This is a genomic window from Streptomyces canus, assembly GCF_041435015.1.
Lineage (GTDB): Bacteria > Actinomycetota > Actinomycetes > Streptomycetales > Streptomycetaceae > Streptomyces > Streptomyces canus_G.
Map to the genome: position 1 here is coordinate 4,507,752 of NZ_CP107989.1, position 19,985 is coordinate 4,527,736.

General features: G+C 69.7%; 18 protein-coding genes and 1 pseudogene. 8 read left to right on the plus strand and 11 right to left on the minus strand.

Annotated features, from left to right (window positions below; translation table 11 throughout):
- Positions 1-99: 99 nt before the first annotated feature.
- On the plus strand, positions 100-1,518 hold the full coding sequence (locus OG841_RS20300) for a DUF2252 domain-containing protein (RefSeq protein ID WP_328640218.1): 1,419 nt from the start codon (positions 100-102) through the stop codon (positions 1,516-1,518).
- A 232-nt stretch (positions 1,519-1,750) separates the two neighbouring features.
- Here the strand turns inward: OG841_RS20300 and OG841_RS20305 are convergent, their stop codons facing one another.
- Both OG841_RS20305 and OG841_RS48635 read right to left on the minus strand, forming a co-directional pair.
- Positions 1,751-1,975, minus strand: a complete 225-nt coding sequence (locus OG841_RS20305; RefSeq protein ID WP_328640217.1) for a DUF5133 domain-containing protein — start codon at positions 1,973-1,975, stop codon at positions 1,751-1,753.
- Positions 1,976-2,244: 269 nt separating this feature from the next.
- Positions 2,245-2,334: pseudogene (locus OG841_RS48635) on the minus strand (hypothetical protein); the annotation flags it as partial.
- A 292-nt stretch (positions 2,335-2,626) separates the two neighbouring features.
- On the opposite strand from OG841_RS48635, the gene OG841_RS20310 reads away from it, so the two are divergent.
- The gene (locus tag OG841_RS20310) at positions 2,627-2,893 is read left to right on the plus strand and encodes a hypothetical protein (protein WP_328640216.1); all 267 of its coding nucleotides are present in this window, start codon (positions 2,627-2,629) and stop codon (positions 2,891-2,893) included.
- A gap of 473 nt (positions 2,894-3,366) precedes the next feature.
- Here OG841_RS20310 and OG841_RS20315 read toward each other — a convergent pair whose 3' ends face one another.
- On the minus strand, positions 3,367-4,548 hold the full coding sequence (locus OG841_RS20315; protein ID WP_371566392.1) for a M20 family metallopeptidase: 1,182 nt from the start codon (positions 4,546-4,548) through the stop codon (positions 3,367-3,369).
- Positions 4,549-4,601: 53 nt separating this feature from the next.
- Positions 4,602-6,155 (minus strand): AbgT family transporter, encoded by a 1,554-nt coding sequence (locus OG841_RS20320; RefSeq protein WP_371566394.1) that lies wholly within the window; start codon positions 6,153-6,155, stop codon positions 4,602-4,604.
- A 162-nt stretch (positions 6,156-6,317) separates the two neighbouring features.
- On the opposite strand from OG841_RS20320, the gene OG841_RS20325 reads away from it, so the two are divergent.
- Positions 6,318-7,343, plus strand: coding sequence for an Lrp/AsnC family transcriptional regulator (locus OG841_RS20325; protein ID WP_371566397.1), 1,026 nt, complete (start codon positions 6,318-6,320; stop codon positions 7,341-7,343).
- Between the two features lie 9 nt (positions 7,344-7,352).
- Here the strand turns inward: OG841_RS20325 and OG841_RS20330 are convergent, their stop codons facing one another.
- From OG841_RS20330 to OG841_RS20345, 4 genes are read right to left on the minus strand one after another with little or no spacing between them, the layout of a single operon-like run.
- Positions 7,353-8,711, minus strand: a complete 1,359-nt coding sequence (locus OG841_RS20330) for a GH1 family beta-glucosidase (RefSeq protein ID WP_328640212.1) — start codon at positions 8,709-8,711, stop codon at positions 7,353-7,355.
- Positions 8,712-8,731: 20 nt separating this feature from the next.
- Positions 8,732-9,571: a carbohydrate ABC transporter permease gene (locus tag OG841_RS20335; RefSeq protein ID WP_326672951.1), complete on the minus strand. Its 840-nt coding sequence runs from the start codon at positions 9,569-9,571 to the stop codon at positions 8,732-8,734.
- A gap of 13 nt (positions 9,572-9,584) precedes the next feature.
- On the minus strand, positions 9,585-10,577 hold the full coding sequence (locus tag OG841_RS20340) for a carbohydrate ABC transporter permease (RefSeq protein WP_371566400.1): 993 nt from the start codon (positions 10,575-10,577) through the stop codon (positions 9,585-9,587).
- Positions 10,578-10,582: 5 nt separating this feature from the next.
- Positions 10,583-11,899, minus strand: a complete 1,317-nt coding sequence (locus OG841_RS20345) for an ABC transporter substrate-binding protein (protein WP_365118167.1) — start codon at positions 11,897-11,899, stop codon at positions 10,583-10,585.
- A 158-nt stretch (positions 11,900-12,057) separates the two neighbouring features.
- Between OG841_RS20345 and OG841_RS20350 the strand changes: the two genes are divergently transcribed.
- Positions 12,058-13,317 (plus strand): ROK family transcriptional regulator, encoded by a 1,260-nt coding sequence (locus OG841_RS20350; protein WP_371566402.1) that lies wholly within the window; start codon positions 12,058-12,060, stop codon positions 13,315-13,317.
- Positions 13,318-13,537: 220 nt separating this feature from the next.
- On the opposite strand, the gene OG841_RS20355 is transcribed toward OG841_RS20350, so the two are convergent.
- Positions 13,538-13,831: a putative quinol monooxygenase gene (locus tag OG841_RS20355; RefSeq protein ID WP_328640208.1), complete on the minus strand. Its 294-nt coding sequence runs from the start codon at positions 13,829-13,831 to the stop codon at positions 13,538-13,540.
- A 301-nt stretch (positions 13,832-14,132) separates the two neighbouring features.
- Between OG841_RS20355 and OG841_RS20360 the strand changes: the two genes are divergently transcribed.
- The 4 genes from OG841_RS20360 (at position 14,133) to OG841_RS20375 (ending at position 18,232) form a co-directional block, all read left to right on the plus strand.
- Entirely contained in the window at positions 14,133-15,149 is a 1,017-nt protein-coding gene (locus OG841_RS20360; protein WP_328640207.1) for a sugar ABC transporter substrate-binding protein, read from the plus strand.
- 128 nt (positions 15,150-15,277) lie between these two features.
- Positions 15,278-16,291, plus strand: a complete 1,014-nt coding sequence (locus tag OG841_RS20365) for an ABC transporter permease (protein WP_328640206.1) — start codon at positions 15,278-15,280, stop codon at positions 16,289-16,291.
- On the plus strand, positions 16,288-17,124 hold the full coding sequence (locus tag OG841_RS20370) for an ATP-binding cassette domain-containing protein (protein WP_020120685.1): 837 nt from the start codon (positions 16,288-16,290) through the stop codon (positions 17,122-17,124). The genes OG841_RS20365 and OG841_RS20370 overlap by 4 nt, the downstream gene beginning before the upstream one ends.
- Before the next feature lie 76 nt (positions 17,125-17,200).
- Entirely contained in the window at positions 17,201-18,232 is a 1,032-nt protein-coding gene (locus OG841_RS20375; protein ID WP_371566406.1) for a LacI family DNA-binding transcriptional regulator, read from the plus strand.
- Between the two features lie 4 nt (positions 18,233-18,236).
- On the opposite strand, the gene OG841_RS20380 is transcribed toward OG841_RS20375, so the two are convergent.
- Together OG841_RS20380 and OG841_RS20385 are read right to left on the minus strand one after the other, a co-directional pair.
- Positions 18,237-19,283 carry a CU044_5270 family protein gene (locus tag OG841_RS20380; RefSeq protein WP_328640204.1) on the minus strand — a complete coding sequence of 349 codons (1,047 nt, stop codon included), beginning with the start codon at positions 19,281-19,283 and terminating at the stop codon, positions 18,237-18,239.
- A complete protein-coding gene (locus OG841_RS20385; protein ID WP_328640203.1) occupies positions 19,280-19,918 on the minus strand; it encodes an RNA polymerase sigma factor in 639 nt (212 codons plus the stop codon). The genes OG841_RS20380 and OG841_RS20385 overlap by 4 nt, the downstream gene beginning before the upstream one ends.
- Positions 19,919-19,985 lie beyond the last annotated feature (67 nt).

A 19,985-nucleotide genomic window follows, 5' to 3' on the forward strand; every position in this document is an offset into this window, starting at 1 on the left:
CGCCGGCTCCTTTCCGGGCATGCGGAGCGGTCGACTCCCTCTCTGAATGGCATCGCCAAGGCATCCGAGCGCCGGCCATCACACAGTGGAGGGTCCGCAATGATCGACAACCACTTTTCCGGCGCCGGCACACGGCACCTCACCCCGCACGATCGGGTCGCCCGCGGCAAGGCCGCACGCGCCGACGTACCCCGGTCCAGCCACGCCGAGTTCGTGCCCCCGCCCAAGCGCCCGGATCCGGTGGAGATCATCGAGAAGCAGTCCGCGACGCGGGTGCCGGAACTCGTGCCGATCCGCTACGGCAGGATGAGTGAGGCGCCGTTCCGCTTCTACCGTGGGGCCGCCGCCATCATGGCCGCGGACCTCGCGGAGACCCCCCGCACCGGGATCAGGGTGCAGTGCTGCGGCGACGCGCACATGCTGAACTTCCGGCTGCTGGCCTCACCGGAACGCCATCTGATGTTCGACATCAACGACTTCGACGAGACGCTGCCCGGACCGTGGGAATGGGACGTCAAGCGGCTGTCGGCCAGCTTCGTCATCGCGGGCCGGGCGAACGGCTTCAGCTCCAAGGAACGGGCGTCGGTGGTGCGGGCGGCCGTACGGTCGTACCGCGAGCGCATGCGGAGCTTCGCCGGAATGGGCAATCTCGAAGTCTGGTACGCCCACCTCGACTTGGAGGAGTTGCAGCAGCGGTTCGCCCCCGAGCTGAGCGCCGGGCAGCGCGATCGCCTGGAGCGCAGCCGCAAGGGGGCGCGTGCTCATGACACGCTGCAGGTCTTCGAAAAGCTCACCCACGTCATCGACGGAAGGCGTCGGATCGCTCCCGATCCGCCGCTGCTGGTACGGCTCCAGGATCTGCTGCCGGACACCGAACGCGGCGAGCTGGAGAAGCTGCTCAGCCGGCTGATCGAGCGCTACGGCCAGACCCTGCAGACGGACCGCCGGTTCCTGCTGGAGAGCTACCGGGTCGCCGACATGGCCCGCAAGGTGGTCGGCGTGGGCAGTGTGGGAACCCGCTGCTGGATCATCCTGCTGCTCGGCAAGGACGACCAGGATCCCCTCTTCCTCCAGGCCAAGGAGGCCGACGAGTCGGTTCTGGCGCCTTACGTCGGAGGCAGTACGTACACCACCCAGGGCGAACGCGTCGTCGCCGGCCAACGGCTCATGCAGGCCACCAGTGACATCTTCCTGGGCTGGGAACACGTCCAGGGCATCGACGGCAGGCAACGGGACTTCTACATACGCCAGTTGCGAGACTGGAAGGGCGTCGCCGTGGCCGAGAACATGTCGCCGAAGAGGATGGCCCTGTTCGGCCGGCTGTGCGGTGCCACCCTGGCCCGCGCCCACGCCAGGTCCGGGGACCGGATCGCGATCGCCGCGTACCTGGGCGGCGGCGACGCCTTCGACCGCGCGCTGGTGACGTTCGCCGAGCTGTACGCCGACCAGAACGAGAAGGACCACCAGGCCCTGGTCGACGCCATCCGTACCGGACGGGTCCCGGCCGAAGCGGCCTGAGGTGCATGACGGCCTGGGCTGCCGGCGACGTACCCGTGCACGAGTACAGGCAGGCGATATTCCCTCGGGCCCGCGGACCTGACACGCGGGCCCGAGGGCACGTACGCGGGCACGGCGAGATACCCGGTGCAGGCCCGGAGACAGGCGAGCCGGGGCTGACGTCAACGGCGGCACAGGCGGCACATAACTGCCGGGCGCCGCCGCCCGACGGCGTCGCCCGGCAGTTATGTGCTCAGTCGTGGAAAAGCTGTTGTCGTGCCATGGCGTCGGCCAACTGCCGGCGGGCCACAGACAGTGCCGCATCCAACTCGCGGGTGCCGGTGACCACGCAGAGCGTGTACGTCGCATCCTCAAGCCGGCGCGTGACCTCCGGACTGCCGTCGGACTCCGCGTGCCGTCTGAGCGTCTCGCACCGCCCGACCAGCTCCCGCAGAAGCGAATGTGCCACCACCGCCATGGCCACCTCCAGTGCAACCCATTGGGACCATCCAACACATCACTCCAACGGTCGCAGCCGTCTCCGCGCTCCGCACCCTGAGGACCATGAGCTGAACCACGCGCCTCCGAGAGCACGGAAGGATCGGACCGGCAAGGTCCGGCAGCGCGAGCGTTACCCAGCTCAACCGGTGGACGTGTCCCGCTTGACCACGCACAGCGCCCGGATGACGCATGAGTCAGCGCGATCAGGGTGATCGACCACACCGGGTAATACGGGATGGACAGGAAGCTGACGACGAGCAGCAGCGCGGCGATCCCCACCCCGACGACCTCGCCCACAGTGCGGCCGAGAACAGGCCGATGCTCACTTGAGGACATAGTTCCTCGTGGGGCCACACGCCCGTAGCTCCTCTTCTCCAGCCTGTGCCGAGGGCGGGGCCCGGGCGCCTGGACTCGCGTCCGGGTCCTGCCGATCTCTGTGTGTGACCACTGAGGGCGAAGCGCGGAGGGACGGGCCGTTCGCGTCCGAAGCAGACGACGCCCGCCTCCTGACCGGACCTGGCCGACCGGCTGCGCCTACCCGCCACTCGGAGCCTTCGTGGCCCCCCGTACCGGGGCCCTGAGCATCGGCCGGGATGCGGTGCGGTTCCCCCCGTTGGATGGTGGAGTCATGAAGCGTCACCACCAGTCCCGAGGGACGATCGAGATCAACACCCGGCTCGTCACGACCGGTGTCGTACTCGCCGCGGCCGGTGCCGTGGTGTCGTGGGCCGGCATGGCCATCGCGGCCTCCGCCGTGTTGGTGGCTGGCCGGCGCCTGGTCCGCGAGATGGACGTGCCTCCGGCCCAGCAGGCGGCCATGAAGTGGCAGCAGGCCAAGGAGGCGTCCCGAGCGGGCATGCAGGCGTGGCAGTCCACGTCCGACGCCCAGAGCTGATCGCCCGCCCGCCAGGTGTGTCGCTCACCAGCGACTCACGCCCCACCTCCCGGGGGGGGCACGCACCCCCTCAAAGGTCTGGCCTCCCGACCGACCAGCAGGGCCACGGTCCGCACTCGGAAGTCACGTGCTTCCGGCGACAAGCGTGCTCACCTGCCGGCGGGATCGAATGCCGAACGGCTGCACCGGGTGGAGAGCACAGCCGGGGACCTACTTGCTCGACACGTCCGGCCTGCCCGCCCGTCCTGATGACTGGCCGTCGGCAGAAGCCGTCGGCCGTTGGGCGTCGGCTCATCGCTGAAAGCCCGCACAGCCCGGCGGCTGTCCAAGGTGGCCGGCATGCCGCGCCCTTCTCTCAGCAATCCACCACCGATCCGGGTAGCGAACACAGTCGCAGGCCGACCTTCGCTACGCATATTCCCTCACAAAATAGGACTTCAGCCATCGGTTGCACGAGGTGGGGCATGCCGCGTTCAGCCGCGCAGGGGGTCCGCAAGCCGTGTCAGCAGGCCCGCGACCAGGGCGGTCTGGGCGGGCACGGTGTCGGGGTAGATGAACTCGCCCTGGGCGTGGGCGCCGTCGCCGACCGCGCCCATGCCGCACAGCACCGGCAGTCCGAGGGCGGCGACGAAGTTGGCGTCGCTGGCGCCGCCGACGGCGGCTGTGGGCAGCTCCTGACGGCCCTGTTCGCGGGCGACCTGGCGGGCGAGGTCGAGGAGCGGGGCGGAGGCGGCGTTCAGGGTCATCGGCGGCCGGTTCCAGGCGTGGTCGACCTTGACGCGTACGCGGGGGTCGCTGACGTCGATGGCGTCCAGTTCGGCGTCGACGCGGTCCTGCTCGGCCTGGCTGCTGACCCGGATGTCCACGCTCGCGGTGGCCCGCCCGGCGACGACGTTGGTGGCGGTGCCGCCCTTGATGAGGCCTGCGTTGATCGTGGTGCCCTTGTCGGGCGCGGCGACGCCGGCCGCCGCGACGACGAACTCGGACAGCGCGGTGATCGCGCTCGCCCCGTCCTGGGGCGCGAGCCCGGCGTGCGCCTCGACGCCGGTGACCGTGACCTCGAAGATCCCGGTGCCCTTGCGGCCCGTCTTGACGGCACCGTGCGCGGTCGGCTCCAGCACCAGCGTCACATCGGCCTTCTGGGCGACCTGCTCGATCACCGGGCGCGAGGACAGGGAACCGATCTCCTCGTCGCCGTTGAAGAGGAAGGTGACGGTAGGTACGGGGACGCCGCTCTCCCGGGCGAGCTTCAGGGACCAGATCCCTTGAGCCAGGCCGGTCTTCATGTCGAAGATGCCCGGCCCACTGAGCTTGTCCCGGCCGTCGCCGGACGCCTGCGGATGCTCCCATCCGGCGAGCGTGCCGGTCGGCCATACGGTGTCGTAGTGGCCGACGAGCGCGACGTGGCCGGGGGCGGTACCGGTGTAGGTCAGGGTGAGCGTGTCTCCGCACTCGCCGCCGGGGTGGCGGTGCTCGTGGTCGGGCTGCCCGAGCCGATGGACGGCCAGCTCCCGCAGGAGGTCCAGGCCCGTCGCGAGGGCGGACAGGTCGTAGCTGCCGGTCTCGTGGCGGACGAGCGCCAGGATGTCGGTGACGATCTCCGACGAGACGTCCTGGGCGCGGGCGGTGAGGGCGGCGACGGGCGATACGGTCATGATCTGCTTTCTCGTACGAAGGTGCGGGGTGGCGTTGTGGCGGCAGGGCCGGGTCAGCTGATGCCGAAGGGCAGGCCCAGCAGGTACCAGGCCACGAAGAACGCGACCCAGACGACCCAGACGACGGCGGCGATCGGGATCGTGAAGGAGGCCAGCGTGCCGATGCCGGCGGACTTCTTGTGCTGCTGGATGAAGCCCAGCGCCATCGCGAAGTACGGGCTCATCGGGGTGACGCAGTTGGTGACCGAGTCGGCGACGCGGTAGACGGCCTGGGTGGTCTGGGGCTCGATGCCGATGAGCATCAGCATGGGGATGAGCACCGGGGCGGCCAGCGCCCACAGGGCGGAGCCGCTGGTGATCACGAGGTTCATGAAGGTGATCAGTACGGCGATGCCGACCAGCACGGTCCAGCCGCCCAGATGCATCTGCTTCAGGGCCTCCGCGCCCTGGATGGCGATGACGTTGCCGATGTTCGTCCACTTGAAGTAGGCGAGGAACTGCGAGATCGCGAAGAACAGGACCAGGATCGGGGCGTAGGTGCGCGTGCCCTCGACCAGTGCGTCGACGATGTCACCGGCCGTACGGAAGGTCCCGACGCTGCGGCCGTAGACCCAGCCGAGCAGGGAGAAGAAGAGGAACAGGACGATCGACATGCCCGTGATCACCGGGGACTCGACGAGGGAGCCGTGCTCGCCGCGCAGCGGGGAGTCCGCCGGGATCATGGCCGCGGTCAGGACCGCGACGAAGCCGGCGGCGGCCAGGCCGGTCATCCGCAGGGCGCGGCGCTGCTCCGGGGTGACCTCGACCGCCTTCAGCTCCTCGGCGCTCAGCGCCTTCACCGGCTCGTCGGGGGCCAGGTCCGAGCGCTTGGAGATGACCTTGTCGACGACGAGCGTGATGACCAGGGCGACGAGGACGGACGAGGCGAGGCCGAAGAAGTAGTTCGCGACCGGGGTGACGGTGACGTGCGGGTCGATGGTGTGCGCGGCAGCCGTGGAGATCGACGACAGCAGGACGTCGGTGGTGGTGAGGGACGGGGAGGCGTCGTAGCCGGCGGAGATGGAGACGTAGGCGACGATGCAGCCGAGGACGGGGCTGCGTCCGGCGGCGCGGAAGACGAGTGCCCCGAGCGGTATGAGGGTGACGTACGCGGCGTCGCCCGCGACGTGGGCGACCATCGCCGTCATCGACAGCGCGAAGGTGAGGTACCGGCCCGGCACCCGGGCGACCATGCGGCGCAGCAGGGTCGTGAACAGGCCGCTCGCCTCGGCGACCGCGATCCCGAAGCCCACGATGAGGATCGTGGCCAGCGGCGGGAAGGTCGCGAAATTCTCGACGGCCCCCTCGACCATCGTCGTGACGCCGGCCTTGCTGAGCAGGCTCTGCACCTTGATGGTCTCGTGCGTTCCGGGATGCACGGCGCCGACCCCGGCCGCCGCCAGGATCGCGCTGAGGACGATCACGACCCCCGCGAGGATCCAGAACAGCCAGAACGGGTTGGGCAGCTTGTTGCCGACCTTCTCGATCGCGGCGAAGGCGCGGAACGCGGTACGCAGGGCTCTCGACGGTGGCTCGGTCGGCCGGGACTCGGTGGCGGTGGCACTCATGGGTACCTCTTCGTGCACTCGGGGAGGGTTCGAGATGACGCGGGGGGGGAACATCCTTTGGGGATGTTCCTGCAAACCATGACAGCACAGTGAGAGATTCTCTAGAGTCGGTGTGTAACAGTGGGATTAACCGGCGAGCGTCCGCGGTCTAACCTGTGCGCTATGACTCGCCCCCTGCTCGACGAGCTCGACCGGCGCCTGATCGGGGCGCTGCATCTGGCACCCCGGGCCACCTGGGACGACATCGGCGCGATCCTGTCCGCCGACGCCAGCACCCTCAAGCGCCGCTACGACCGTCTGCACGAGGCCCGGATGGTCCGCGTCATCGGACAGGCCGACTGGGGCATGCACTCCACGACGATGCCGATCCACGTCTTTTTGGACATCACCGGCGAGACTCCGCTCGCCGTCCTGGACCGGCTGCGTGACCTGCCCCATCTCCAGCTCCTGGCGCAGATCTCCGGCGACTACCCGCTGTACGCCGTCGTGCACGCCCCCTCCGAGGCGGCCACCAGCGAGGCGATCGACCGGATGTTCTCCGTGGCCGGGGTCCGCCGCGTCAACGCCCTGCCGGCGCTCAGCACCCTGCGCCGGGGCATCACCTGGGACCCGCAGTTCCTGACCGACACCGAACGCGCCGAACTGCTGAAGCTCACCGGCACGCAGCCGGAGGGCACGGCGACCGCGACACCCCCCGCGAAGCCCCTGAGCGAGTCCGAACGAACCGTGGTGGCCCTGCTTTTGCAGGACGGCCGGGCCTCCGCCGCGAGCATCGGCCGCGCCGCCGGACTGGCCACCTCCACCGCTCATCGCGTGGTCCGACGGGTCCTGGACGAACAATGGGTCAAGCCACGCCTGGAGATCGTGTCGGAATGGCTCGGCTTCGAGACCCCGTTCATGCTCCGTCTCCGCGTCGCTCCCGGCGAGACTCCCGAGGCCATGCGCCGCATCGACCGGCTCCCCCAGACCCGCCTCGCCGCCCACGTGGCCAGTGACATGTCCGTCCTCGCCACCGGTCTGGTCACCGACCGCTCCGCCCTGGCCCGCTTCATCGACGACGAGTTGGCGAAGATCCCCGGCATCATCACCGTCAGCGTCGACGTCATGCTCGCGGAGCCGCGCCGCTACTGGCTGGACCGGGACCGGGTGTCGGGCCTCGGGGAGTTCCACGCGCCGACGTTGCTCTAGATGTACTGCTCAGGCAGCCCTGCGCCCCCTCTCCGCATGCGCCCGGATGATGTCCGCGTACCGGTGCCCCGTGCCCTTGATCGTGCGCCGCTGCGTCGTGTAGTCGACGTGGACCAGGCCGAAGCGCTTGTCGTAGCCGTAGGCCCACTCGAAGTTGTCCAGCAGGGACCAGGCGAAGTAGCCGGCCAGGGGGGCGCCCTTGCGGGCGGCGGAGGCGCACGCGGCCAGGTGGTCGGTCAGGTACTTCTGGCGTTCCGGATCGTCGATCGTCCCGTCGGGGCGTACGACGTCGGGGTAGGCGGAGCCGTTCTCGGTGACGTACAGCTTGCGGGCGCCGTACTCGTGCGTGAGGCGCAGCAGGAGGGTCTCGATGCCGTGGGCGTCGATCTCCCAGTCCATGCCGGTGCGGGGCACGCCGGGGCGGGGCACCTGACGGGCCCGTGGGGCCGGTCCGGTGGGGTCGTCGGCGACGGTGACCGGCATGTAGTAGTTGAGGCCGAGCCAGTCCAGGGGTGCCGCGATCGCCGCCGAGTCGCCTGATTTTTCCGGGAGTTCGACGCCGTAGACCTCGCGCATGTCCCGCGGGAAGCCGCGGCCGTGGATCGGGTCGAGCCACCAGCGGTTGGTGTGGCCGTCCATGCGGCGCGCGGCGTCGAGGTCCTCCGGCTTGTCGGTGGCCGCGTGGATCGTCGAGAGGTTGGTGACGATGCCGACCTGGGCGGACGGGGACGCGGCGCGGATCGCCCGGGTGGCCAGGCCGTGGCCGAGGAGCAGGTGGTAGGAGGCGCGGACGGCGGCCGTGAGGTCGGTCAGGCCGGGGGCCATCGTGCCTTCCAGGTGGCCGATCCAGGCCGAGCACAGCGGTTCGTTGAGGGTGGTCCAGTGGTGGACCCGGTCCCCCAGCCGCCCGGCCACGACCGAGGCGTACGCCGCGAAGTGCTCGGCGGTCTCGCGGGCGGGCCAGCCGCCGCGGTCCTGGAGCACCTGGGGCAGGTCCCAGTGGTAGAGGGTGACGGACGGGGTGATGCCGGCGGCCAGCAGGGCGTCGATCAACTCGTCGTAGAAGTCGAGGCCCTTGGGGTTGACCGGTCCGTCGCCCCCGGGCGTCACACGCGGCCAGGCGATGGACAACCGGTAGGCGTTGGTGCCGAGTCGGCGCATCAGGTCGATGTCCGCGCGCCAGCGGTGGTAGTGGTCGCAGGCGACGTCGCCGGTGTCGCCGCCCGCGACCTTGCCGGGAGTGTGCGAGAAGGTGTCCCAGATCGACGGCGAACGGCCGTCCTCCGCCACGGCTCCCTCGATCTGGTAGGCCGCCGTGGCCGTGCCCCACAGGAAGTCGTGCGGGAGTGCGGAGAGGTCGATGCTCACGAAAGTCCTTTCACGGTCGGTCACTTGACGGCGCCCGCCGTCAGCCCGGCGACGAGATAGCGCTGGAGCAGCAGGAACCCGGCGACCACGGGGACGCTCACCACCAGCGAGGCGGCCATGATCTGGTTCCAGTACACGTTGTTGAGCGTGGAGTAGCCCTGGAGGCCGACGGCGAGGGTGCGGGTGGCGTCGTTGGTCATCACCGACGCGAAGAGCACCTCGCCCCAGGCGGTCATGAAGGCGTAGACGGCGACCGCGACGATCCCCGGGATCGCGGCGGGCACGACGACCCGGAAGAGCGCGCCGAACGGCCCGCAGCCGTCCACCAGCGCGGCCTCGTCCAGGTCGCGCGGTACCGAGTCGAAGTACCCGATCAGCATCCAGATCGAGAAGGGCAGGGAGAAGGTCAGATACGTCAGGATCAGCCCGCCCCGCGAGCCGAACAGGGCGATTCCGGTGGCGTTGCCGATGTTGACGTAGATCAGGAAGAGGGGCAGCAGGAAGAGGATGCCCGGGAACATCTGCGTGGACAGCACGGTGACCGTGAAGACGCGCTTGCCGCGGAACTCGTAGCGGCTGACGGCGTACGCGGCGAACACCGCGATCACCACCGAGCAGACGGTCGCCGCGCCCGCCACGATCAGCGAGTTCACGAAGTACCGCGCGAGCGGGATCGTCGACCAGATGTCGATGTACGGCCGGACGGTCAACCGGCTCGGCAGCCAGTGGAACTCGCCCGTCACGTCCGCCAGTGGCTTCAGTGAGCTGGAGACCATCACGTAGACCGGCACCAGGACGAAGCCGGTGAGCAGGGTGAGGAAGATCCGCCGGGACCAGAAGAACGAACGCGGCGGTGCCATGGGCGAGCGGGGGCTAGACATCGGCCGGCTTCCTTCCCCGGGAGGTCAGCAGGAGGTAGACGCCCGTCACCACGAGCAGGAACAGCAGCAGCAGGACGGACATCGCGGAGCCTGTGCCGAAGTTCCAGGTCACGAAGGACGCCTGGTAGATGTGGACCGAGATGAGGTCCGCGGCCTCCGGAGCCGACTTGCCGAACAGGACGAACGGCGTGTTGAAGTCGTTGAACGTCCACAGGAACAGCACCAGGAGCAGCACCTGGTTGACGGACCGCAGGGACGGGAGCGTGATCCGCCGGAGCTGCTGCCACATCCCGGCGCCGTCCAGGGCCGCCGCCTCGTACAGCTCGCCGGGGATGTTCTGGAGTCCGGCCATGACGATGAGGAAGGCGAACGGCCAGCCCTTCCACACCGAGACGGTCAGCAGCGCCCAGAAGCTGTTGTCGCCGATGAGCCAGAAGGACGGCTTGTCGGTGAGGTGGAGCTGGTCGTGCAGGACGTGGTTCACCAGGCCGTTGTCGTGCTGGAACATGAACACCCAGGTGATGACGGCCGCGTAGACCGGCAGGGCGTAGGGCACCAGGAACAGGGCGCGCAGCAGGCCCCGGCCCCGGAAGGTGTCCTGAAGGAAGACCGCCGCCGCGGTCCCGACCAGCCAGCACAGGCCGACCGACAGCAGCGTGAAGGCCACCGTGACGAGGAACGAGTGCAGCAGCGCCTCGCCGACCGGGGCGTCGAAGTCCACCGACACCCGGTAGTTGTCGAGGCCGGACCAGGGCGCCGTGCCCCAGTCGCGGATGTAGAACTGCGTGAGCTCCTTGAAGCTCATCACGATGCCGATCACCATCGGCACCAGGTGGACCAGGAGTTCGAGGAGCAGGGCCGGCAGCAGGAGCAGGTACGGCAGACCGATGCGGCGGATCCTGCCGGGGCGGCGGCGGGGACCTGGGTGCGCAGCCCCGGAAGGGTTGTGGTCCACGGCGGTCTCCGCGGGCGCGGTGGTGGTCATCCTGCTCACTTCGCCGGCATCTGCTGCTGGGCCTTCTCCAGCGCCGCCTTCACCGAGTCGGTGGTGACCGGGCGTCCGGCGGCCGCGTCGGCGAACAGGTCCTTGACGGCGGTTCCCACGGCCGTCTCGAACTGCGACTCGTCGGCGACCTGCGGCAGCGCGGCCGCACTGGTGGCGAGGGTGTCTTTCAGGACCTCGTTGGTTCCCGAGCTGAACACGCTCTCCGCCTGCACGCTCTTCACCGGCGGGATGGAGCTGTAGGCGGTGTTGAGGATCTTCTGCTCGGCGTCGCCGGTCATGAACTTCACGAACTTCTTGGCGCCGTCGATGTTGTCGGTGTTCTTGAAGACGGCCAGGTTGATGCCCATGACGGCCGAGTTGACCTGACTGCCGGGCCCCGGGGTTCCGGACTGCACGGGCACCGGTGCGATGCCGTACTTGTCCTCGCTCATGCCCTGGGACTTGAGGTTGGAGGAAGCGGACTGCCACAGCAGCATGGCCTGCTTGCCCTTGGCGAAGTCGCTCACCGACTGGTTCTGGGCGTACTCGGCGTCGCCGGTCGGTATGACCTTGTCCTTGGCCATGAGGTCGACGTACTGCTTGACCGCCGCCACCACGTTGTCGTCGGTGAAGTCGGGCTTGCCGTCGGGGGTGAAGAAGTCGCCGCCGTGCTGCTGGGCGAAGACGAAGACGTGGTGGATGTTCTCCGACAGGTTCGCACCCTCCGCGCCGAGCGCCGACTTGCCCTTGGCCTGGATCTTCTTGCCGTCGGCGATCAGTTCGTCCCAGGTGGCCGGGGGCTTGGTGATGCCGGCGTCGGCGAAGATCTGCTTGTTGTAGTAGAGGGCGTAGGACATCGAGTAGAGCGGGACCGCGGCCGGGTCCTGGCCCTGGGCGCCGGTGGAGCCGAGCGCGGAGTCGACGAAGCGGTCCTTGCCACCGATCGCGGCGAAGTTCTTGGCGTTCCAGGGCAGCAGCGCGCCGGTGGCCTGGAGGGAGGCGCTCCAGGTGTTGCCGATGTTGAGGACGTCGGGGCCCTGCCCTGAGGTGGTCGCGGTGAGGATCCGGTTGAGCAGGTCGGACCAGGGGACGACCTCGACCTTGACCTTGATCCCGGTCTGCTTCTCGAACTTGTCGAGCTCGGGCTGGAGGACCTTCTTGTCCACCTCGACGCCGGCGCCCTGGTTGGAGGCCCAGTAGGTCAGGGTCTTCGGCGAGTCGTTGGACCCGCCGCTCGTCGACGAGCCGCCGCCGCAGGCGGTCACGAGAGTCATGAGGGAAACGGCGACCGCACCGGCGGCCGCGGCTCGGGTTCTGCGCATGGCTCTGGTGTCCCTTCCAGGGGAGACCCCGGGTGCGTTCGCTTCTCGAACACCGGCCGGAGTTAATTTATGGCGTGATTTAAGACGCGAAGGAAAGTCGCGTCAAGGGTCGGCGCGGCGGTATCTTGCAGGTCGAGGCGGCGTCGGAAAGGATCCACATGGCGGGGCGTAACGGGCGGACGGTGCGTGACCTGCGACGGGGCAACCGGGCCGCCGTACTGCGACGGCTGTATTTCGACGGGCCGATGAGCCGCTTCGAGCTGGGCCCGGCCACCGGCCTGAGCGGCGGCTCCATCAGCAACGTGGTCGCTGAACTGGTCGAGGACCACCTCGTCGAGGAGGCCGGCACCGTCGAGTCCGACGGCGGCCGCCCCCGCACCCTGCTGCGCGTGGCCCCCTCCGGCGGCCACATGATCGGCGTCGACGTCGGCGAGACCCGCGTCCGCGTCGAGCTCTTCGACCTCACCCTCACCGAACTCGCCCGCACCGAACGGCCGCTGGAGCATCACGGCTACGACGTCGAGGTCGTCGTCGGCCACATCCGGGACGGCATCGCCGAGGTGCTCGCCGACACCGACATCGCCCCCGAACAGCTCCTGGGCGTCGGCATCGGAGTCCCCGGCATCGTGGCCCGCACCCCAGGGCAGGGCGCGGTGGTGCACGGCCAGACGATCGGCTGGGACGCCGTCCCGCTCGAGTCCCTGCTGCGTTCGACCTGTGAACTCCCCGACACCGTCCCGTACTTCATCGACAACGGCGCCCGCACACTCGGCCAGGCCGAGCTGTGGTTCGGCGCCGGCCGGGGCTGCCGCAACGCGGTGGTCGTCCTCTTCGGCTCGGGCATCGGCGCCTGTCTCGTCACCGAGGAGGTCGAATACGGCCGCCCCCTGGAGTGGGGGCATGTGACCGTGCAGGTCAGGGGACGCCGCTGCCGCTGTGGTGCCCTGGGCTGCCTGGAGGCCTACGCGGGCGCGGGGGCACTCGTCGACCGCTGGCGCGAGGCGGGCGGCCATCCGCCCGTGGGTGCCGACGAGGAGACCGCGCTGGCCGCGCTGCTCGCCGCCGCCCACCCGGCCCAGGCCGCCGAGGCCGACCCGGTGGCCCTCGCCGTCCTGGAGGAGACCGCCGAGTACGTCGGCGCGGGCCTGTCCGACCTGGTCAACCTCTTCCAGCCCGAGCGCATCCTCATCGGCGGCTGGGCAGGCCTCCAGCTCGGTCCCCGCTTCCTGCCCGCCGTACGCCGGTACGCCGACGCGTACGCCCTGCGGCACCCGGCCGAACGTGTCTCCATCGACCTCGGCAAGCTCGGCCCCGACGCGGTCACGGTCGGCGCGGCGAGTCTGCCCCTCGCCGACCTCTTCGCCCGGGGCGGGCGGCCCGCCACGCACAGGCAAGACCGCGAGGGCGCGACCGGCTGACCGGGGCTGGAGCGCGAGGACGCCACCGCACCGACCAGAGCTGAAGCCCGAGGACACTTCCAGCCGACCAGAGCCGAAGCCCGAGGGGGACCACCCGTCCCGACACGGCTGAAGCACGTCGGGGCCAGGCCGACCGGCCCCGGAGCGCGAGCGGCCAGGGCACTGCCGTCGGCGTCACCGGCAGATCAGCACCCCGTCCCCGGCACTGCGCCGGCTCCGGTCAGGTCACCGGGTCGAGGAACGTCAGCACGGAGGCGTCCTCCTCGATCAACGGGGTGAGCGCGGCGTTGAAGGGGCCGCCGTACGGGGCGTTCAGGTGCGTCTGGAAGGCGTCCTCGTCCCGGTACACCTCGAAGATCCAGAAGGCGCGTGGATGCGAGGCCTTGGTGTAGACGTCGAAGGCGAGGTTGCCCTCCTCCGCACGCACCTTGTCGGCGTACTCCACGATCATGCGGGCGACCTCGTCCTGCGCTCCCTCACGGGCGGTGAACTCGGCGAGCAGGGTTTTCTTCACGGGTGCGTGTCCTTGTTCGTCGCGGTGGCGCCGACCGGATGTCATCGTTGACTTGTGTCATCGATGACATCCGGGGTCGGTCTGAATGATGTGCGCAGTGCGGTCGGCTCGTCAACGGTTCGGGCACGAAGCGGGCGGCCACCTCACCGTTGCGGACTTGTGACAGACGCGGGGCATTGACGTTGCCGGGAGACGGGGTCATCATCCTCGGCAGTGTCAACGATGACATAAGTCAACGATGACACCTAGGGACGGCATGCTCCGATGCCGCCGCTCGTCCGCAATCCCGCTGGAGTCGTTCATGTCTCGCATCCCCCGACTGCCTTCCTCCCTGCTCAGAGTCGCCGCGTGCACGTCGGTCGCGGCCCTCGCCCTGACGGCCTGTGGTTCCGGCTCCGGATCGGGCTCCACGAGCTCCGGATCGGGCACGGTGAAGGTCGGGCTGATCACCAAGACCGACACCAACCCGTTCTTCGTGAAGATGAAGGAGGGTGCGGAGAAGGCCGCCAAGGAGAACGGCGCCCAGCTCATGACCGCGGCGGGCAAGTTCGACGGAGACAACGCCGGTCAGGTCACCGCCATCGAGAACATGGTCGCCGCCGGTGTGAAGGGCATCCTGATCACCCCGAGCGACTCCAAGGCGATCGTGCCCGCGATAGCGAAGGCCAAGGCCAAGGGCGTGCTGGTCATCGCCCTGGACACGCCGACCGAGCCGGAGAGCGCGGTCGACGCCCTCTTCGCCACCGACAACCTCAAGGCCGGCGAGCTGATCGGCGAGTACGCCAAGGCCGCGATGAAGGGCAAGACGGCGAAGATCGCCGCCCTCGACCTCGCGCCCGGCGTCTCCGTCGGCGTCCAGCGGCACAACGGGTTCCTCAAGGGCTTCGGCGCCACCGAGAAGGACGTGGCGTGCGCCCAGGACACGGGCGGCGACCAGGCCAAGGGCCAGACGGCGATGGAGAACTGCCTCCAGAAGGAGCCCGGCATCAACCTCGTCTACACGATCAACGAGCCGGCCGCGCTCGGCGCGTTCACCGCGCTGAAGGCCAAGGGCCGCGAGAAGGACGTACTGATCGTCTCCGTCGACGGCGGCTGCACCGGCACCCAGGCCGTCAAGGACGGCAAGATCGCGGCCACGTCGCAGCAGTACCCGCTGAAGATGGCCGCCCAGGGCGTCAAGGCCGTCGTGACGTACGCCAAGGACGGCAAGAAGGCGTCCGGTTACACCGACACCGGCGTCACCCTGATCACCGACAAGGCCCAGACGGGCGTCACGTCCAAGGACACCGCCTTCGGCCTGGAGAACTGCTGGGGCTGAGTCCGGCTCCAGCGGACGTACTTCTTCGCCTCACCCCTGAGCGGGGCGGCCGGCCCCGCACCTCCCCGACCCGGGGACGGCCGCCCCCTTGTCCCACCAGGACTTCTGTCTTCCGACAAGGACTTCGCATGACCGCCACGTCCACGCCTCCGAGCACCTCCTCGCCGTACGCCGAGCTCAAAGCGCCGACCACGGCCCGCAGGCTGCTCACGGCACCGACCACCGGCCCGCTCGTCGCCCTCCTTCTCGCCTGTGTCTTCTTCGCCGTCTCCTCCGACCAGTTCCTCACCGGTGGGAACTTCTCGCTGATCGTGCAGCAGGTCATGGTCGTCGGCACCCTCGCCATCGGCCAGACCCTGATCATCCTCACCGCGGGCATCGACCTGTCGTGCGGCGCGGTGATGGCGTTCGGCAGCATCGTGATCGCCAAGATGGCCGCCGAGGGCTCGCTGCCGCCGCTCGCCGCCATCGCGCTGGGCCTGGTCGTCTGCGGCGGATTCGGGCTGCTGAACGGGCTGTTGGTGCAGAAGATCCCGCTGCCGCCGTTCATCGTCACGCTCGGCATGCTCAACGTGGCCTTCGCGCTGACCCACATCTACTCCGAGGAGCAGACGGTCACCAACCTGCCCGGCCCGCTGACGGCCCTCGGGCAGACCTTCCCGATGGGCCACACCGACATCACCTACGGCTCCCTCGTCACCATCGGCCTGTTCCTGCTGCTCGCCTACGCGTTGAGCAGCACCGGCTGGGGCCGGCACGTCTACGCCCTGGGCAACAGCCAGGAAGCCGCGCGGCTGAACGGCATCCGCACCTCCCGGCTGACCATCGGCGTCTACACCGTCGCCGGTCTCCTCTACGGCGTCGCCGCCCTGCTCCTCATCTCCCGTACCGGAGTCGGTGACCCGCAGGCCGGACAGACCGACAACCTCGACAGCATCACCGCCGTGGTCCTCGGCGGCACCAGCCTCTTCGGAGGCCGCGGTTCGGTCCTCGGCACCTTCATCGGCGTCCTGATCGTCGGGGTCTTCCGCAACGGGCTCCAGCTGATGGGCGTCGCCTCGATCTACCAGACCCTGATCACCGGAGTCCTGGTCATCCTCGCGGTGACCGTCGACCAGATCTCCCGGAAGAAGGCCCGATGACCGCCCTCGACTCCCCCACCCCGATCCTCCAGGCCCGCGGTCTCGTCAAGCGCTACGGCCAGGTCACCGCCATCGACGGTGCCGACTTCGACCTGCTGCCCGGCGAGGTGCTCGCCGTGATCGGCGACAACGGCGCCGGAAAGACCAGCCTCATCAAGGCGCTCACCGGTGCGGTGACGCCCGACGCGGGCGAGATCCGCCTCAACGGCGAACCCATCCAGTTCTCCGGCCCGCAAAGTGCCCGCGCTCACGGCATCGAGACGGTCTATCAGGACCTGGCCGTGGCCGCCTCGATGGACATCGCCTCGAACGTGTTCCTCGGCCGCGAGCTGCGCCGGCCCGGTGTCCTCGGCAGTGTCTTCCGCATGCTCGACAAGAAGCGCATGCGCCAGGAGGCCGCCGAGCACATGGCCGACCTGAAGATCGGACTGCGCTCGCTGACCCAGTCGGTCGAGACCCTCTCCGGGGGCCAGCGGCAGGCCGTGGCGGTCGCCCGTTCCGTCGCCTGGGCCCGCAGTGTCGTCGTCATGGACGAACCCACCGCCGCGCTCGGCGTCAAGGAGTCCGGACAGGTCCTCGACCTCATCCGGCGGGTCCGGGACAAGGGCATGCCGGTCGTCCTGATCAGCCACAACATGCCCCACGTCTTCGAGATCGCCGACCGGATCCATGTGCACCGGCTGGGCCGGCGCGCCGCCCTGATCAAGCCCTCCGACTACTCCATGGCGGAGGTCGTCGCCATCATGACCGGCGCCCTCACCGTGGACGAGGCCGGCGGTACTGTCGTAGCGGATTCCGAGGCCGCGAAGGCCGCGGGCGTCCAGGCCACCTGACCACAGCACTCGACACTCGACGGCATCCGGCCGAGGCCGCGGCCGGAACCGACGAGCACAGGAGACGGTTTCCTCCATGGCAGCGAACCGCCGCCCGACCCTGGCCGACGTCGCCCGCGAAGTGGGCGTCAGCGCCAAGACGGTCTCCCGCGTTCTCAACGAGGACGGACCCGCGTCGCCCGAGACGAGGGAACAGGTGCTGGCCGCCGTGGCCAAGCTCGGCTTCCAGCCGAACCTGATGGCGCGCAACATCCGCGTCGGCGGGCCCGACACCACCGTCGGGCTGGTCATCCCCGACCTCGGCAACCCGTTCTTCGGAGCGGTGGCCCGCAGTATCGAGGACACGGTCCGCGACCGTGGACTGACCCTGCTCATGGGCTCGTCGGCGGACGAACCGGACCGTGAACGGGCCCTGACGGACAAGTTCCTGGCCCGCCGCGTCAGCGTCCTGCTGGTCGTGCCGTCCGTCGGCGCCGACCACTCCCACCTCAAGACCCACCGCGCCACCGGGCTGCCCGTCGTCTTCCTCGACCGCCCCGGAGTGGGCCTGGCCGCCGACAGCGTGGTCAGCTCCAACCGCACCGGCGCCCACGACGGCGTCGCCCACCTGATCGCCCACGGCCACCGGCGCATCGGCTTCGTCGGCGACCTGCCGGTCAAGCTCTACACCCGCCGTGAGCGCTTCACCGGGTACCGGGAGGCCCTTGAGCGGGCCGGCCTGCCCTACGACCGTTCCCTGGTCACCAACGCCCATGACCAGCAAGGGGCTTCGGCCGCGACCTCCCGGCTCCTCGGCCTGGCCGCTCCGCCCACGGCCCTGTTCGCCGGCAACAACATCGTCGCCCTGGGGATAGTGGCCGAACTCGCCCGCAGCAGACGCAAGGACGTCGCCGTCGTCTCCTTCGACGACGTCCCGCTCGCCGAGGCACTCGAACCGGCCCTGACCGTCGTCGCCCAGGACCCGGACGAGATCGGCAGGACGGCGGCGACCACGGCCCTGTCCCGCCTCGACGGCGACCGCACCCGGGCCCGGACCATCACCGTGCCGACCCGGCTGATCGTGCGCGGCTCGGGCGAGCGGCCCGCCCCGGAGTTGCAGCGGGCCTGACCCGTCAGCCCGCCTGCCCCGGCACCTCCTTCATCTCGTTCACGACCGCCCGCTGAGTGATGGCGATGGTGAACGTCACGGTGCCCTTCTTGAAGGTCTCACTCGGCCCGACCTGCACACTGCGCTCACCGAGGAACGCGTACGTCTTCCTGTCGAAGATCCACTCCGTGCGCTGCCCGCTCTGCTCGTCGAGCCGCGCGACGGCCACCCCGTGGCGCCCCACCGCGTCGACCGCGTCGTCCACCGCGACGACACCGGGGATCTCGGCGGCGGCCTTGTAGAGCGCGGCGGTGAGGTTCGCGGGCGGGTAGCTCTCGGTCAGCAGGTCGCCGATGGCGACGAAGGCGGCCTGGTCGCGGGAGACTTCGGGATCCCTGGTGGCATCCGACTCCTGGTAGATCTTCCGCAGCAGGGCCCCGGGTTCGGTGGGCAGCTGGGCGAGCCGGCGGTAGGCAGAGCTGAGCGGGTTCGGTCCGGCCAGGGTGATGCCGTCCTCGCTCGTGTTGCCCGGCTCGATCAGCCAGCCGTTCCTGCCGTCGGGGGACTCCCAGACCTGACGGGAGTGCAGCTTCTCGCTGACCACCGTGGTCTTGTCGTCGACCGTCTTGGGGTAGGTGCTGGCGACCTTGGACGCGATGTAGAGGAACTGGTCGTCGCGCACGCCGGGTTCGGAGGTGTCGGCGGCGGCCAGCGAGATGTGGTCGAGCAGGCGGTCGGCGCCCCGGGCGTCGGCGGCGCCGATGCGGGTTGTCAGGGCGGGCCCGGTGGCCAGGGAGGTGTTCGCGTCACCGCCGCCGGTCAGGGCGAGGCCGCCCACGACCGCGCCGGCCAGGGCGCAGGCCAGCGCGGGCAGCAGGACCGTCCGGCGCAGGAACGGGTTGCGGCGTACGGGGGCAACGGCCGTGGCACGGAGGTCTTCGCGGATCCGGACCATCATCTGCTCCTTGTGGAACTGGTGGCGGCCCGCCGGCAGATCCCGCTCCACGGAGGGCAGAAGACCCTGGGTCTCCGTCCACTCGGCCGGGTGCGGCTGGGAGGGGCTGGCGTTCATCGGTTTCCTTCCTGTGCGGACCGGATCACGTAGTCGCGATCACCTGTTATCTGCCGGTTCGACGGGGTGAGTTCCCGTCTTTTTCTCGCCAGTTCGGCCTCGGCGAGCTTCCGCAGCCTGCCGCGCGCCCGGGACAGCCGGGAGCGGACGGTGCCGACGGGGATGCCGAGGGCGCGGGCGGCGTCGGCGTACTCGAGCCCCTCCCACAGGCACAGCACCAGGACCTCGCGTTCGGGGCGTCTCAGGGAGCCGAGCGCGGTCAGCGTGGCGGCGATCCGGCGCCGGTCGTCCACCCGCCCGGCGGTCTCCTCGGCATGGTCGGCGACCTCGGCCACCCCTGCCGCGGCCGCCGCGCCGGCCGCGGCCCGGTAGCGGCGGTTGCTGCGGTAGTGGGACCGGGCGACGTTCGTGGCGATGCCGAGCAGCCAGGGCCGCAGCGAGCCCCCGTCGGCCTCGATCGACGTCCGGCGCCGCCAGGCCTCCATGAACGTCGCCGACATGACGTCCTCGGCCACGGACCAGTCGGCGGTCAGCCGGAAGGCGTGGTTGTACACCGAGCGGGCGTACTGGTCGTAGAGCTCCGCGAAGGCGTCCGGATCCCCGGCCCGTATCCGGGTTCGCATATCTGTGGTCACGCACTCAACTGCCCGGACGCATCACCGAGTTCCAGTGATCCACGTCACACTCCCGCTAATGTTGTGC

What these genes read in the sequence shown, in the direction of transcription:
- OG841_RS20320 (WP_371566394.1), bottom strand. Translation starts at nt 6,155, where the DNA reads ATGAGTGCCACCGCCACCGAGTCCCGGCCGACCGAGCCACCGTCGAGA.
- OG841_RS20350 (WP_371566402.1), top strand. Translation starts at nt 12,058, where the DNA reads ATGGCGGGGCGTAACGGGCGGACGGTGCGTGACCTGCGACGGGGCAAC.
- OG841_RS20365 (WP_328640206.1), top strand. Translation starts at nt 15,278, where the DNA reads ATGACCGCCACGTCCACGCCTCCGAGCACCTCCTCGCCGTACGCCGAG.
- OG841_RS20310 (WP_328640216.1), top strand. Translation starts at nt 2,627, where the DNA reads ATGAAGCGTCACCACCAGTCCCGAGGGACGATCGAGATCAACACCCGG.
- OG841_RS20335 (WP_326672951.1), bottom strand. Translation starts at nt 9,571, where the DNA reads ATGGCACCGCCGCGTTCGTTCTTCTGGTCCCGGCGGATCTTCCTCACC.
- OG841_RS20370 (WP_020120685.1), top strand. Translation starts at nt 16,288, where the DNA reads ATGACCGCCCTCGACTCCCCCACCCCGATCCTCCAGGCCCGCGGTCTC.
- OG841_RS20315 (WP_371566392.1), bottom strand. Translation starts at nt 4,548, where the DNA reads ATGACCGTATCGCCCGTCGCCGCCCTCACCGCCCGCGCCCAGGACGTC.
- OG841_RS20340 (WP_371566400.1), bottom strand. Translation starts at nt 10,577, where the DNA reads ATGACCACCACCGCGCCCGCGGAGACCGCCGTGGACCACAACCCTTCC.
- OG841_RS20300 (WP_328640218.1), top strand. Translation starts at nt 100, where the DNA reads ATGATCGACAACCACTTTTCCGGCGCCGGCACACGGCACCTCACCCCG.
- OG841_RS20360 (WP_328640207.1), top strand. Translation starts at nt 14,133, where the DNA reads ATGTCTCGCATCCCCCGACTGCCTTCCTCCCTGCTCAGAGTCGCCGCG.
- OG841_RS20375 (WP_371566406.1), top strand. Translation starts at nt 17,201, where the DNA reads ATGGCAGCGAACCGCCGCCCGACCCTGGCCGACGTCGCCCGCGAAGTG.
- OG841_RS20380 (WP_328640204.1), bottom strand. Translation starts at nt 19,283, where the DNA reads ATGAACGCCAGCCCCTCCCAGCCGCACCCGGCCGAGTGGACGGAGACC.
- OG841_RS20325 (WP_371566397.1), top strand. Translation starts at nt 6,318, where the DNA reads ATGACTCGCCCCCTGCTCGACGAGCTCGACCGGCGCCTGATCGGGGCG.
- OG841_RS20345 (WP_365118167.1), bottom strand. Translation starts at nt 11,899, where the DNA reads ATGCGCAGAACCCGAGCCGCGGCCGCCGGTGCGGTCGCCGTTTCCCTC.
- OG841_RS20305 (WP_328640217.1), bottom strand. Translation starts at nt 1,975, where the DNA reads ATGGCGGTGGTGGCACATTCGCTTCTGCGGGAGCTGGTCGGGCGGTGC.